The 13,249-nt window shown below is 67.7% G+C and carries 14 protein-coding genes; 7 read left to right on the forward strand and 7 right to left on the reverse strand.

The genetic code is table 11. The features are described from left to right. Positions 1-11 precede the first annotated feature (11 nt). The 7 genes from AC3ANX_RS17795 to rhmD form a co-directional block, all read right to left on the reverse strand. Positions 12-848 carry an alpha/beta hydrolase gene (locus AC3ANX_RS17795; protein WP_488334561.1) on the reverse strand — a complete coding sequence of 279 codons (837 nt, stop codon included), beginning with the start codon at positions 846-848 and terminating at the stop codon, positions 12-14. Next, positions 842-1,903: a glycoside hydrolase family 43 protein gene (locus AC3ANX_RS17800; protein WP_488334562.1), complete on the reverse strand. Its 1,062-nt coding sequence runs from the start codon at positions 1,901-1,903 to the stop codon at positions 842-844. The genes AC3ANX_RS17795 and AC3ANX_RS17800 overlap by 7 nt, the downstream gene beginning before the upstream one ends. Beyond that, the gene (rhaT, locus tag AC3ANX_RS17805; RefSeq protein ID WP_488334563.1) at positions 1,900-2,967 is read right to left on the reverse strand and encodes an L-rhamnose/proton symporter RhaT; all 1,068 of its coding nucleotides are present in this window, start codon (positions 2,965-2,967) and stop codon (positions 1,900-1,902) included. Before rhaT ends, AC3ANX_RS17800 begins: the two co-directional genes overlap by 4 nt. Beyond that, a complete protein-coding gene (locus AC3ANX_RS17810; RefSeq protein ID WP_488334564.1) occupies positions 2,964-3,866 on the reverse strand; it encodes an amidohydrolase family protein in 903 nt (300 codons plus the stop codon). Before AC3ANX_RS17810 ends, rhaT begins: the two co-directional genes overlap by 4 nt. Positions 3,867-4,086: 220 nt before the next feature. Beyond that, positions 4,087-4,833 carry an SDR family NAD(P)-dependent oxidoreductase gene (locus tag AC3ANX_RS17815; RefSeq protein WP_488334565.1) on the reverse strand — a complete coding sequence of 249 codons (747 nt, stop codon included), beginning with the start codon at positions 4,831-4,833 and terminating at the stop codon, positions 4,087-4,089. Next, entirely contained in the window at positions 4,830-5,687 is an 858-nt protein-coding gene (locus AC3ANX_RS17820) for a 2,4-didehydro-3-deoxy-L-rhamnonate hydrolase (RefSeq protein WP_488334566.1), read from the reverse strand. The genes AC3ANX_RS17815 and AC3ANX_RS17820 overlap by 4 nt, the downstream gene beginning before the upstream one ends. A 24-nt stretch (positions 5,688-5,711) precedes the next feature. Continuing rightward, the gene (rhmD, locus tag AC3ANX_RS17825) at positions 5,712-6,905 is read right to left on the reverse strand and encodes an L-rhamnonate dehydratase (RefSeq protein WP_488334567.1); all 1,194 of its coding nucleotides are present in this window, start codon (positions 6,903-6,905) and stop codon (positions 5,712-5,714) included. A 163-nt stretch (positions 6,906-7,068) separates the two neighbouring features. On the opposite strand from rhmD, the gene AC3ANX_RS17830 reads away from it, so the two are divergent. The 7 genes from AC3ANX_RS17830 to AC3ANX_RS17860 are packed head-to-tail and all read left to right on the forward strand — an operon-like array spanning position 7,069 to position 13,239. Next, on the forward strand, positions 7,069-7,896 hold the full coding sequence (locus AC3ANX_RS17830) for an IclR family transcriptional regulator (protein WP_488334568.1): 828 nt from the start codon (positions 7,069-7,071) through the stop codon (positions 7,894-7,896). Positions 7,897-7,916: 20 nt separating this feature from the next. Beyond that, a complete protein-coding gene (lra1, locus tag AC3ANX_RS17835) occupies positions 7,917-8,681 on the forward strand; it encodes an L-rhamnose 1-dehydrogenase Lra1 (protein WP_488334569.1) in 765 nt (254 codons plus the stop codon). Beyond that, positions 8,681-9,520 carry a rhamnogalacturonan acetylesterase gene (locus AC3ANX_RS17840; RefSeq protein WP_488334570.1) on the forward strand — a complete coding sequence of 280 codons (840 nt, stop codon included), beginning with the start codon at positions 8,681-8,683 and terminating at the stop codon, positions 9,518-9,520. Before lra1 ends, AC3ANX_RS17840 begins: the two co-directional genes overlap by 1 nt. Next, a complete protein-coding gene (locus tag AC3ANX_RS17845) occupies positions 9,511-10,485 on the forward strand; it encodes an alpha/beta hydrolase (protein ID WP_488334571.1) in 975 nt (324 codons plus the stop codon). The genes AC3ANX_RS17840 and AC3ANX_RS17845 overlap by 10 nt, the downstream gene beginning before the upstream one ends. Further along, positions 10,482-11,249: a (Fe-S)-binding protein gene (locus AC3ANX_RS17850; RefSeq protein WP_488334572.1), complete on the forward strand. Its 768-nt coding sequence runs from the start codon at positions 10,482-10,484 to the stop codon at positions 11,247-11,249. The genes AC3ANX_RS17845 and AC3ANX_RS17850 overlap by 4 nt, the downstream gene beginning before the upstream one ends. Next, on the forward strand, positions 11,246-12,640 hold the full coding sequence (locus AC3ANX_RS17855) for a lactate utilization protein B (RefSeq protein ID WP_488334573.1): 1,395 nt from the start codon (positions 11,246-11,248) through the stop codon (positions 12,638-12,640). The genes AC3ANX_RS17850 and AC3ANX_RS17855 overlap by 4 nt, the downstream gene beginning before the upstream one ends. After that, the gene (locus tag AC3ANX_RS17860) at positions 12,637-13,239 is read left to right on the forward strand and encodes a LutC/YkgG family protein (protein ID WP_488334574.1); all 603 of its coding nucleotides are present in this window, start codon (positions 12,637-12,639) and stop codon (positions 13,237-13,239) included. The genes AC3ANX_RS17855 and AC3ANX_RS17860 overlap by 4 nt, the downstream gene beginning before the upstream one ends. The last annotated feature ends 10 nt before the right edge of the window (positions 13,240-13,249 follow it).

Here is a 13,249-nt window from a genome sequence, read left to right on the forward strand (position 1 = left end):
CTCCCGCCCGCCTATTCCAGAAACCCGATCTGCCGCAGCCACGCCTCGCACAGGGTGAGCCACACCGACACCGGCAGCCCCGGCGTATCGAGCGCGAAGCCGTGCGGCGCATCGCCGAAAACATGCAGCTCGGCCGATCCGCCCCTCGCCCCGAATGCCGCGTGCAGCCGGCGCGCATTCTCGACCGGCACAACGGGATCGTTGCCGGCATAGACGATGAACGCCGGCGGCGGCGCGCCAAGCAACTGTGCGTCCGGCTGCAGACGGTCGTACATCGCCTGCTTCTCGACCGGCGGCAGCGGCGGCTTGTCCGCGACGATCTGGCGCCCGGCGGCGTTGGTCGAGATCGGCGCGTAACCGATCACCAGTGCGTCGGGCGGCGCGACCGGCTCACCGCTCCACTCCGGCGGATATTCGGCGGCAAGACACGCGGCGAGATGCCCGCCCGACGACAGGCCGACCACGCCCAGCCCCTTGGCCGCCGTTCCGCTCGCGCGGATCGCCGCCATCGCCGCGCGCGCATCGTCGAGCGACGCGGCCACGCCGTGCTCGGCATTCGGGAAGCGATGCACCAGCACATAAGCGACATAGCCGAGCCGGTTGAGCCAGCGCGCCACCTGCACGCCCTCGCGCCCGACCATCAGCGCGGTATAACCGCCGCCGCCCAGCACCAGCATCGCGCGGCCGTTGGCACGCTCGGGCAGATAGCCGAACAGCCGCGCCTCGGCGACCGCGCTCACCACCGCCGCCTCTGGCGCGGCATTGGGGTCGGCGAGCGTGAACGCATCGTCGGCGTCGCCCGCGGCGTTCATTCGCAGAGTCAGGTCCGCGCCCAATCGGCTCAGCATCGTGTCGCTCCTCCGTCGGAGATGTTTTGGCTCTCGACGCAGGGGTGCGTCGGATACGCCTCGCCGTCGAGGTCGGTCGCCTCGCGCACCACGCTCAGGCGGTCGCCATCGTCGCGCATCTCATAGAGCTTGCCGAGCGCGAACTTGAACGGGCGGTGGAGGATCATCATCAATCGTCCATCGAAGGCGCGGAACAGCATGCCGTGCCCGCTGTCGCGCTTGACGAGCGGGCCGAGCTGCTCCCACGGCCCGGTGATCTCGCCCGAACGCGAGCGCGCCTGCCCCTCGACATAGCCGTGCGCGTCATAGGTCGACCACAGCATCAGCAGCGCGCCGGTCTTGCTGCGGTAGAGTTCGGGGCCGTCGGTGACATAAACGGTCGTGCCGTTGGGCTGCTTCTGCCCGGCCGCCCACGGCGCCGCGCTGGCGTGGAACAGCACCTGGGGCGCGCCGACCGCGCTCAGATCGTCGGTGAGCGGCATCGCCTCGATCGTGCCGTCGATCGTCTGGAACCACTCGTGCGAATAGACCAGCCACGGCTTGCCTGCGCGATCGACATGGAGCGAGCCGTCGAGCGTCATCCGGTCGGGCGGGACGATCGGTGCCCCATCACGGACCAGCCGGTACGGGCCGTCTACCCGGTCCGCCACCGCCAGCACGGTGCCGCGCCGGTAGGTGGGCATCGGGCCTTTGCCGGGAAGCGCCATGTCGGGATTGTCGAAGGTGGTGAACAGATACCAGCGCCCGCGCCAGCGGTGCACCTCGGGCGCCCACGCGCCACCCTTCATCCACGCGCCCGCCGGCATGACGAAGGCGAGGGTCGGCCTGCTCCAGTGCTTCAGGTCGCGGCTGCGGTACACCATCGTGCCGAGCCGCCGGTCCCCGCTCATCGCCGCGTCGTTGCTGGTGAACAGATAATAGCTGTGCGAGGCGGCATCGGCGACGATCCACGGATCGTGCAGGTGCATGTCGGTCAGCCGTAGCGGTGCCGGATCGGGCGACGGCGCCGCGCCGAGCAACGCCAGCGCGGCGAGAGCAAGCGCCGCCAGCCTCATGCGCCGAGGCTGTTGCCGTAGCCGATCACCACCGTCGCCAGCACGAGCAGGCCGATGCCGCCCCACACCAGCGCCTTGACCGGCGTCGCGGCGGCCTTCCACTCCTTGAACGCGAAGCCCCAGAGCGTGCCGAAGATGATGATGCTCGCCATGTGCAGCGTCCAGCTCGAAAAGCCGAACTTGCCCATCTGGCTCTCGCCCATCGTGTAGAAGAAGAACTGGAAATACCACATCGTGCCGCCGAGCGCGGACAGCAGGTAGTTCTGTGCGAGCGGCGCGCCCGCCGCGACCTCGCCGCGCCCGAGCCACTGGCCGGCGCTGCGGTTCTTCGCGATCAGCCATGCGCACCACAGGCCGTTGGTGACGAGCCCGCCGAACATGACGAGGCACAGCACCGGCAGTCCGGTCCACAGCGGCCCGGTGCCGGCGGTGGCGGAGATCGCCTTGATCGGCTCGCCCGCCGCCAGCCCGAACGCGAAGCACGACGACATGATGCCGGAGAAAACCGCCACCGCCAGCCCCTTGCGGAAGTTGAACTCGGCGACCGTTTCGGCCTTTTCGGCATCGCTCAGCGCCGCGTCCTTGCGCGCACCGGCGAACGCCACGGTGGCGATTCCCGCGAGCGTGATGCCGAGCCCGAGCAGCACGATCAGCCCCGACCGCGTATCGAGCAGCTTGGCGGCGAAATCGCCCTGCACCAGCGGCGGGATCAGCGTGCCGAACACGGTGCACAGCCCGAGCACCACCGCCATGCCGAGCGACAGGCCGAGATAGCGCATCGTCAGGCCATAGGTCAGTCCGCCGAAGCCCCACAGCAGCCCGAAGAACACCGGCCACAGCAGCGTCGGCATCGGCGCCTGCCCGAGCACGCCGAGCAGATCGTTGGTCTGGATCGAGGCGAAGAACCACGGCGCGAGCAGCCAGGAGAAGATGCCCCCGGTCAGCCAGTAGATCTCCCACGACCAGCGCTTTATCCCGCGATACGGCACGTAGAAGGTGGCGGACGAGAAACCGCCTAGCCAGTGGTAAATAACGCCGATCAGCGGGTTAGGCGCACCGTTCATAAAGTCAGGCCCAGTCGATAGATGCGGTTGGCGTTGGCGGCGAACAGCGCGTGCTGCTCCTCAGCGGTGAAGTCGGCGACGATCTCGGCATAGGTGTCGAGGTGGCGACCGAAGCTGCCGAACAGTTTGTCGGTCGGGAAGTCGCTCGCGAACATCGCGCGGTCGGTGCCGAACAGGTCGATCGCGGCGCGGATCTGCTGGCGGGCGAGGTCCGGCGTCCAGCGACGATCGCTGAAGCCGATCCCCGACAGCTTGACCGACACGTTGGGCAAAGCGGCGAGCGCGGCCATGCCGGTGTGCCACTCGGCTTCCTCGCCGGGGATCATCATGCCCATGTGGTTGATGATGACCGGGGTTTCGGGATGGCGTTCGATCAGGCCCGCGAGCCCGGCGAACTGCCCGGCATAGGCTTGCAGATCGAAGCTGAGGCCGTGCTTGCCCAGCAGCGCGAAGCCCCGCGCCCACGCCTCGTCACCAGTCACGTCGCGCGGGGTATAGGTGCGGTTGGTGTCGGCATGCCAGTTGACGATATGGCGGATGCCGCGGACGTTGGCGCGCTGCGCATGCGCGGCGAGCAACGTGTCGACGTTCGGATCGTCGAGCGCGGCGAAGGCGACGATCGCATTGGGCATGCCGCGTGTCTCGGCGATGCCCTGCAACCAGTCGGTCTCGGCCAGCGCATCCTCGGCGTGCGCGCCGGCATCGACATGGACGATACCGCGCACGTCCCACCCGGCGGCGTCGGCGAGGTAATCGTCGAGCAGATAGGTCTTCGCGATCGGCTCGACGCTGCCGTTGGGGCCGCTGTCGCTGAACGGCGGCGTCAGCCATGCGTAGCGCAGGTGCGCCAGATCCCACAGATGGACGTGGGCGTCGACGAATGGACGAGTGTCAGGCATGCGCTCTCCCGGAGCCAAGGGCGCGCCGCCTTCTGGCGAGCGGTCGCGGCCGATCGGTTTCAAACACCGTTCGTGTCGAGTAGCGACCGAGTAAGGCCGCAGGCCTGTATCGAGGTTGCGTATCGAGACATCGTACCGAACGCGACCTGTGCCTCGATACACTATTTCGGTACGCCCTGCGGGCTACTCGGCAGTTACTCGGCACGAACGGTTAGAGGAATCAGAACGTCGTGCGCCCGCCGGACGTATCGAACGTCGAGGCGGTGGTGAAGCTGCACTCCTCGCTCACCATGAAGCACACCATCGCCGCGCTCTCGTCGACTTCGCCGAGACGACCCATCGGGATCTTCGAGCGCATGTAGTCGACCTGGCTCTGCGGAAGCTGCGCGAGGATCGGGCTCTCGAAGGTCGCCGGAGTCAGCGCGTTGGCGATCACGCCCTTCTCGGCAAGTTCCTTACCGAGCGACTTGGTGAGGCCGATCACGCCCGCCTTGGAGGCCGAATAGGCCGAAGCGTTGGGATTGCCTTCCTTGCCCGCCACCGAAGCGACGTTGGCGATGCGGCCATAGCCGTTTTCGAGCATGAACGGCACCACCGCACGGCAGCAGTAGAACAGGCCGTTGAGGTTGATGTCGATCACGCGCTTCCAGCTATCGAGCGGGAACTCATGCACCGGCACGGTCGCGCCGGTGATGCCGGCCGAGTTGACGAGGATGTCGATCTTGCCGAGCGCATCCTTGGCGGCCTTGGCGGCTGCCTCGACCTGCGCCTGATCGGACACGTCGAGCGCGAACACTGCGGTTGCGCCGGTCTCGGCTTTGGCGGCTTCGAGCGCATCGGCGTTCACGTCGAACAGCGCGACCTTGCCGCCCTCCGCGACGATGCGCTTGGCGACCGCCTTGCCGAGGCCCGAGGCGCCGCCGGTGACGATCGCGTTGCGGCCTTCGAAACGTCCCGCGTAGCTCATGCCAGCGTCTCCGTGCCGAGCTGCTTCCATTCCACGACCTGTTGGCGCTGCGTGCCGAGCTTGTCGATAGCCAGCTCCATCACGTCGCCGGCTTTGAGGTAGATCGCCTGCGGCTTCTTGCCCTCGCCCACGCCCGGCGGCGTGCCGGTGATGACCAGATCGCCCGGATACAGCGTGATATATTCGCTGACGTAGGAGATGAGCTGCTTCACGTCGAAGATCATCGTCTTGGTGTTGCCGGTCTGCATCCGCTCACCGTTGACGTCGAGGCTCATGCCGAGATCCTGACAGTCACCCACTTCGTCGGGCGTGACCAGCCACGGGCCGGTCGGGCAGAAGGTGTCGTGGCCCTTGCCCTTCGACCACTGGCTGCCGCGCTGCTTCTGGTTGAAGCGCTCCGACACGTCGTTGACGAGCGTGAAGCCGGCCACCTTGTCGAGCGCCTCATCTTCCGAGACGTAGCGGCAGGTCTTGCCGATGATGACGCCGAGTTCGACTTCCCAGTCGCCGTGAGTCGAGCCCTTGGGCAGCATCACGTCGTCGTTCGGGCCGCTGAGGCTCGACAATGCCTTCATGAACATCATCGGCTCGGTCGGGATCGGCAGGTTCGATTCGATCGCATGGTCGCGGTAGTTGAGGCCGATCGCGACGATCTTGCCCACGCCCTTGAGCGGCACGCCGTAACGCGGCGTACCTTCAGCGACCGGCAGCGACGCCACGTCGGCGGCGAGCGCCTGCGGCAGCGTCTCGATCGTCAGTTCGGGGATCACGCCCGACAGGTCGCGGATCTGGCCGTCGGCATCGACGATGCCCGGCTTTTCCTGGCCCAGCGGGCCGAAGCGGCAGAGTTTCATGTGGTATGTCTCGCTGTCTGAAGATCAGTGGGTGAAGGGGCGATGCTTGGCGATGTCGGCGTTCCACTCGACGCCGAAGCCGGGCTTGTCGAGAGCGCTCGCCTTGAGGCGGCCGTTCTCGGGCACCGGCTCGCCGAGCAGTTGCGGCGCGAACATCGGCACCACCTCGGTCGGGCCGGGGTGCATCATCAGGAACTCGGCGAACGGCGAGTTGTGGCGGGTGATGACGAAATGGTAGCTGTACACCGACGATCCGTGCGGCACGACCATCTTGCCCTTGGCATCGGCCAGCGCCGAGATCTTGAGCAATTCGGTGATGCCGCCGCACCAGCCCACGTCGGGCTGGATGATGTCGCAGCAATCCATCTCCATCAGCATGCGGAAGCCCCAGCGGGTCGCCTCATGCTCGCCGGTCGTCACCAGCATGCCCTTGGGCACGTTGCGCTTCAGCTCGGCATAGCCCCAGTAATCGTCGGGGCTGATCGCCTCCTCGATCCACTTGAGGCCGTATTCGTGCGCGGCGATCGCGAGGCGGGTGGCATACTCCACGTCCAGCGCCATCCAGCAATCCCACATCAGCCAGAAGTCCGGGCCGACCTTCTCGCGCATGTCGGCGAGTTCGGCGATGTTCTTCTTGAGGCCCTCGACGCCCTCTGCGGGGCCGTGGTGCAGCGCCATCTTGCCGCCGATGAAGCCGAATTCCTTGGCGAGATCGGGGCGCGCGCCGGTCGCGTAGAATTGCAGCTCGTCGCGCACCGCGCCGCCGAGCATGTGATAGACCGGCTCCTGCCGCAGCTTGCCGAGCAGATCCCACAGCGCAAGATCGACGCCCGAGATCGCGTTGATGACGAGACCCTTGCGCCCGTAGTATTGCGTCGAGAAGTACATCTGGTCCCAGATCTTCTCATATTCGAGGGGGCTGCGGCCTTCGAGGAAGCGCGAGAGGTGCTTCTCGACGATGTAGCACGCCGGCTCGCCACCGGTCGTCACCGCGAAGCCGATCGTGCCGTCCTCCGCCTCGATCTCGACCACCAGGGTGCCGAGCACGTTGATGCCGAAGCTCTGCCGGCTCTGGCGGTATTCGGGGTAGCGGCTCATCGGTGTCGCGATGTGATTGTCGATCCAATGGCCTTCGCCCTGATCGTGATAATCGGCACCGCCGCCACGCACCGTGAAGGCGCGGACATGCTTGATCTTCGGCAGAGTCTTAATCGTCACCAGTTCACCTCCCACGCGGGCACGCATTTATACGTCCAGCATGTGAAACGATCTTCTCCGTCGTTCCACATGATGATACGATGTTCTTGTAAGCGGGAAGAAAGCCGAAAACCCTCTTCCTTTTCGGTTTACTTTCTCACTTTATGGGATAGGATGTTACGAGATGAGACAAGGCGCGTCAAACGAAGAATCGGACGGCGGAGAGGAACGCGCCAAGATTCAGGGCAGCCAGACCCTGCTGCGCGGGCTCGACATGCTCGACAAGGTGGTCGACGGTCCGGTCAAGCTCGCCGATCTGTCGGCGGCGATGGGGCTGACGCGCTCGACCACGCACCGGCTCGCGAATGCGCTCACCGATCGCGGCTTCCTCACCTTCCTGCCGCGCGAAGGCTATCAGTTGGGGCCGAAGCTGTTGCAACTCGGCTTCCTCGCGCAGAGCCAGGCCGATGTGGTGCAGATCTCGCGCCCTCGGCTGGAAGACCTCGCCGCGCGCAGCGAGGATACCGTGCATCTCGGCCGGCTCGACACCGATCTCGCGCTGTATCTCGACAAGATTCCCGGCCGCCGCCGCGTCGACATCTCCAGCCGGATCGGCGATCGCCATCCGCTCACCTCGACGGGGCTGGGCAAGGCGCTGCTGCTCGATACGCCGGAGAGCGAGTGGCGCGCGCTGTTCGAGGCATCGCGCCAGCACGGCGCGCCGGTGACCGATTACGAGACTTGGGCGGAGCGGATGCGCGGCTATGTCGCGAGCGGCCACGCTTACGATCTCGAGGAAAACGAGGATCTGGTCCGCTGCGTCGCCGCGCCGGTGCGGGATGCGTCGGGCCGGATCATCGCCGCGATCAGCCTGTCGAGCGCGGCGCAATATCTCGACGACGATCGCATGAACACGATCAGCCGCGACGTGCGCGAGACCGCCGAGCAGATCAGCGCCGACCTCGGCTGGATCCCCGGCACCCGACCATCCCGGCGCCCGCCAAGGCGCTAACGCGAAGAAGAGGACATCCCTTGAAACTGCTTGAAGGCAAGACCGTACTCGTCACCGGCGCATCGACCGGCATCGGCCGCGCCGCCGCGATCGGCGCGGCGCAGCATGGCGCGGACGTGGTCATCAACTATCACAGCCGCGACGACGATGCCGAAGCGTGCATCGCCGCGATCGAAGCCACCGGCCAGCGCGGCCTCGCGGTGAAGGGCGACGTCGCTCTGCCCGAGACCGCCAAGGAGTTCGTCGCCAAGGCCGTCGAAAAGTTCGGCAAGGTCGACGTGATGGTCAACAACGCCGGCATCTGCCCGTTCCACGCCTTCCTCGACATGCCGGTCGAGACGTTCGAGCGAACCATGCGCGTCAACATGCATGGCGCCTACTTCATGGTGCAGGCCGCCGCGAACCAGATGGTCGCGCAAGGGCGTGGCGGCGCGATCGTCGCGGTGTCGTCGATCTCGGCGCTGGTCGGCGGCGAGTATCAGACGCATTACACGCCGACCAAGGCAGGCGTGCATTCGCTGATGCAGTCGACCGCGATCGCGCTCGGCAAGCACAGGATCCGCTGCAACTCGCTGCTGCCCGGCACCATCCTGACCGAGATCAACAAGGAAGACCTTGCCGACACCAAGAAGCGCGAGGCGATGGAAGGCCGCGTGCCGCTCGGCCGGCTCGGCCAACCCGAAGACATGGTCGGGCCGATCGTGTTCCTCGCGTCCGACATGGCGGCATACGTCACCGGTGCGGCGCTGCTGGTCGATGGCGGCCTGTTCGTGAATCTCCAGTGATGCGCGGGCGCCGCACCGCCCTTGCCGCCGCTGCCGCCGCGCTGCTGGTCGGCGCGGCGCCCGCACCCCAGGCGCCGGTTGCGCCCGCGCCGACCCCGGTGCTGCCGAGCTTCGGCAAGATCCTGATCGCCAGCGATTCGACCGCATCGGTGTACGGCGAGGATCGCTATCCGCAGACCGGCTGGGGGCAGATGCTCCCCTGCGGGCTCGACGCGGGCACCGAGGTGGTCGATCTCGCGATGGCGGGGCGCAGCACCAAGACGTTCATCGGCGAGGGCCGCTGGGACGGGCTGATGGCGCGCGTCCAGCCGGGCGACGTCGTGCTGATCCAGTTCGGCCATAACGACGCCTACAAGGCCAAGCCCGAGCGCTATGCCGATCCCGCCACAGACTATCGCGACAATCTGTTGCGCTTCATCTGGCAGGTGCGCGGCGCGCGCGCCATTCCGGTGCTGGTGACGCCGGTCGGCCAGCATATGTTCGGACCCGACGGCAAGGCCAAGGCGAACTTCGCCGACTGGTCGGCGGTGATGCGGTCGCTCTCCGTCAGCACGCAAACGCCGCTGATCGACCTGGAGGCGCTGTCGCGCGCCTGGCTCGACCAGACCGGCGAGGCGGCCTCGCGCCCCTATTACCTGCACCTGCCGGCAGGTGCGTCGATCGGCTTCCCCAAGGGGATCGACGACGACACGCATTTCAGCGAACTGGGTGCGCGGCGCATCGCCGATCTGGTTGCCGGTGCGTTGCGGAATCTCAATCTTCCGCTGTCGGGACATGTGCTGGCCGAGCGCCCCGAGCTTTCGCGGACCACCCCGCTCGGCCATCGGGGATGCCAGTGACGATAGATCGAAGGGCTCTGATCGCGGGCGGGATCGCGGGCACCGCCGCGCTCGGACTCGCCGCCGGCGCCGCGCGCGCGGCAACGCCGGCACCGGGCGAAACGCTCAGGCTGTGGCCGGGTGGCCCGCCCGGCGGCGTGCCTGCGGGCGTGAAGCAGGAGGAGACCAGCCCGCCCAACAAGGCCGGCGTGCCCCAGCTTCACGTCGCGCACACGACCGACCCCACGCTGACGGTGCAGCGCGCCGCCAAGCCCAACGGCGCGGCGCTGCTCATCATCCCCGGCGGCGGCTATCGCTTCGATTCGTTGCAGCATGAAGGGTTCGACGTCGCCGCGCGGTTTGCGCAGGACGGCTATACCTGCTTCTCGCTCACCTACCGCATGCCTGCCGACGGCTGGAAGGCCGGCCCTGAGGCACCGCTACAGGACGCCCAGCGCGCGCTGCGGATGGTGCGCTCGCTCGCCGCCAAGTACGGCTATTCGGCCGACCGGATCGGCGTGATCGGCTTCTCGGCGGGCGGGCATCTCGCCGGCTGGCTGAGCACGCGCCAGTCGGTCGCGACGCAGGCGGTGAATGACGCGATCGACCGTGAGCCGCTTGCCCCGCGCGTCGCCGCTTTGATCTACCCGGTCATCACCATGACCGATCCGTTCGGGCACACCGGCTCGCGCGTCGAACTGCTCGGCAAGGACGCGACCGACGAACGCCGCCGCGCCTATTCGCTCGACATCGGCATCGAACCGACCACCCCGCCGACCTTCCTCGCACAGGCGATCGACGACAAGACCGTGCCGGTCGAGAACAGCCTGATGATGCTCGCAGGGCTTCGCGCCACGAAGATCCCGGCCGAGGCGCATCTGTTCGAGGCCGGCGGACATGGCTTCGGCCTGACGTTGCCCGACGGCAGCGCCTCGCCTTGGCCCGAACTGTTCAATACCTTCGCCAAACATCACGGATTGCTGTGACACCCCCTGTCCCCTCCCCACGCGTCGCCTTGTTCGTGACGTGTCTGGTCGATCTGATCCGCCCGCAAGTCGGCTTCGCGGCCTTGCGCACGCTGGAGGCGGCGGGCTGCACCGTCGTCGTGCCCGCGGGCCAGACCTGCTGCGGCCAGCCCGCGCTCAACTCCGGCGCGCGCGACGAGGCAATGGCGATCGCCAGGCGCACCATCGCGCTGCTCGAGGGGCATGACGCGGTGGTGGTGCCGTCCGGTTCCTGCGCGGCGACGATCCGCGTGCATTATCCCGAACTGTTCGAGCATGATTCCGCGTGGTTGCCGCGCGCCGAGGCGATCGCCGCCAAGACGTACGAGATCATGGCCTATCTCGACGAGGTGCGTGGCTGGCGGCCCGACACCACGCTGACTGCGACTGCAACCTACCACGACAGTTGCTCGGGCCTGCGCGAACTCGGCGTCAAGGCGCAGCCGCGCCGGTTGCTCAAAGGCGTCGAGGGCCTCGCGCTGAAGCCGCTCAAGGGCGAGGAGACGTGCTGCGGCTTCGGCGGCACGTTCTGCGTGAAATATCCCGCGATCTCGAACGCGATCGTCACCGAAAAGGCCGAGGCGATCGACGCCAGCGAGGCGGACCTGCTGCTGGCGGGGGATCTCGGCTGCCTGATGAACATGGCGGGCAAGCTCCACCGCGAAGGCTCGCGCGTGCGCGCGTTCCACGCCATCGAGGTGATCGCCGGCATGGGCAACGGCCCCGCGATCGGCGAAGACGCATGAGCGCGAGCGCGTTCAGCCGCCGCGTCGACGCGGCACTCGCCGACCCGATGCTCAAGGTCGCGATCGAACGGACCGCCAGCACCGCCGAGACCAAGCGCGCGGTCGCCGTGCAGAATTTCGCGCATTTCGAAGAGGCGCGCACGCGCGGCGCGGCGATCCGCGATCATGTCGTCGAACATCTCGGCTTCTACCTCGAACAGTTCGAGGCGGCGGCGACGGCGGCGGGCGCACAGGTCCACTGGGCGCGCACCGCCGACGAGGCGTGCAAGATCGTGATCGACCTCTGCAAGGCCGCGGGCGCGAAGACGGTCGCCCGCTCCAAGTCGATGATGGGCGAGGAAATCGGCCTGCCGCACGCACTCGCCGAGGCCGGTATCGGCCGGATCGAGACCGATCTTGCCGAACATATCATCCAGCTTGCCGACGAGCGCCCGTCGCACATTATCTGGCCGGCGATGCACAAGACCAGCGAGCAGGTCTCCGAACTGTTCAAGCAGCATCACCTCGCGCCGCACACCGAGGAGACCATCCCGGCGATGGCCGAAAGCGCGCGGCGCCACCTGCGCGACGGGATGCTGGCGGCCGACGTCGGCATTTCGGGGGCGAACTTCCTCGTCGCGGATACCGGCGCGATCTGCACCGTCACCAACGAGGGCAATGCCGAGCTGTCGCTGGTGCCGCCGCGCGTCCACATCGTCACGGCGGGGATCGAGAAGCTCGTCCCCTCGATGGGGCATGCGGTGCAGATGCTGCGGCTGCTGGCGCGATCGGCGACCGGCGCGACGCTGACGCAATATACCACCTTCTACACCGGGCCGAAGCGCAGCGACGATCTCGATGGCCCCGAGGCGATGCACATCGTGCTGATCGACAACGGCCGCGCGAAGATGCGGGACGAGGGCCTTGCCGAGATGCTGCGCTGCATCCGCTGCGGCGCGTGCATGAACCATTGCGTGGTGTTCCGGCAGATCGGCGGTCATGCTTACGGCGGCACCTATCCCGGGCCGATGGGCGCGGTGCTGACCCCCGCGCTCGACGGGCTGGCGAAGAACCGCGATCTGCCGGGCGCCTGCACGCTCAACGGCAAGTGCCAGGAGGTGTGCCCGGTCAAGATCCCGCTGCCGACCCTCCTGCGCGGCTGGCGCGAGCGGAGCTGGCGCGAGGGGCTGGAGCCCGCCAGCGTCCGGCAGGGCATCACCGCCTGGGCCTGGGTGGCGCAGCGCCCGCGCCTGTACCGGGCGGCAGTGCGCGCGGCGATCTTCGGGATGCGACGCTTCGGGCGCGGCTGGATCAAGGGATTGCCGATGGCGGGCGGCTGGACCGCGCACCGCGACATGCCCGCACCGGCGGGCGAGAGCTTCATGGCACGCTATGCGAAGGGTGAACGATGAGCGCGCGGGACGATATCCTCGCGAAGCTCGGCACGGGTGCGCCACCGGCCGGCGCTGCCGAAGCGTTGCTGCGCGATCCGGTGCGACCGGTGGTGGGCAACGATCTGGTCGGCACCTTCCTCACCGCGCTGGCGCTGCCGGCGAGCGGCGCGACCCACGACCGGATCGCCAGCCTCGCCGATGCGCCCGAGGCGGTGGCGCGCTATCTCGCCGCGCAGGGCTTGTCGGCGGCCGCGTTTCTGCCGCCCGATCCGCGGCTGGCGGAGGCCGACTGGTCGGGCTTCGCGGTGAGCGCCACGATCAGCGCGAACGAGCCGGCGGTGCTGGCGTTCGCGCGGCTCGGTATCGCCGAGACCGGCTCCCTGGTTTTCGAAACCGGGTCGGCATCGCCGATGCTGCCCAACTTCCTTGGGCTCCACCATATCGTGCTGCTGCCGACGCGCGATATCGCCGCGCATCTCGAAGCCGCCGCGCTGACGGGCACGCAACCCCGCGCGCATTACTGGGTGACAGGGGTGAGCGGCACGACCGATATCGAGGGTCAGTATATCCGTGGCGCGCATGGGCCACGGTTTCTGCACGTGATCCTCGTCGGGTGACGGGATGCCG

Source organism: Sphingomonas sp. BRN-1R (assembly GCF_057748035.1).

Bases quoted from the DNA above. Each gene is read 5' to 3' on its own strand.
- AC3ANX_RS17795 (WP_488334561.1), bottom strand. From the start codon at position 848: ATGCTGAGCCGATTGGGCGCGGACCTGACTCTGCGAATGAACGCCGCG.
- AC3ANX_RS17800 (WP_488334562.1), bottom strand. From the start codon at position 1,903: ATGAGGCTGGCGGCGCTTGCTCTCGCCGCGCTGGCGTTGCTCGGCGCG.
- rhaT (WP_488334563.1), bottom strand. From the start codon at position 2,967: ATGAACGGTGCGCCTAACCCGCTGATCGGCGTTATTTACCACTGGCTA.
- AC3ANX_RS17810 (WP_488334564.1), bottom strand. From the start codon at position 3,866: ATGCCTGACACTCGTCCATTCGTCGACGCCCACGTCCATCTGTGGGAT.
- AC3ANX_RS17815 (WP_488334565.1), bottom strand. From the start codon at position 4,833: ATGAGCTACGCGGGACGTTTCGAAGGCCGCAACGCGATCGTCACCGGC.
- AC3ANX_RS17820 (WP_488334566.1), bottom strand. From the start codon at position 5,687: ATGAAACTCTGCCGCTTCGGCCCGCTGGGCCAGGAAAAGCCGGGCATC.
- AC3ANX_RS17830 (WP_488334568.1), top strand. From the start codon at position 7,069: ATGAGACAAGGCGCGTCAAACGAAGAATCGGACGGCGGAGAGGAACGC.
- AC3ANX_RS17840 (WP_488334570.1), top strand. From the start codon at position 8,681: ATGCGCGGGCGCCGCACCGCCCTTGCCGCCGCTGCCGCCGCGCTGCTG.
- AC3ANX_RS17845 (WP_488334571.1), top strand. From the start codon at position 9,511: ATGCCAGTGACGATAGATCGAAGGGCTCTGATCGCGGGCGGGATCGCG.
- AC3ANX_RS17855 (WP_488334573.1), top strand. From the start codon at position 11,246: ATGAGCGCGAGCGCGTTCAGCCGCCGCGTCGACGCGGCACTCGCCGAC.
- AC3ANX_RS17860 (WP_488334574.1), top strand. From the start codon at position 12,637: ATGAGCGCGCGGGACGATATCCTCGCGAAGCTCGGCACGGGTGCGCCA.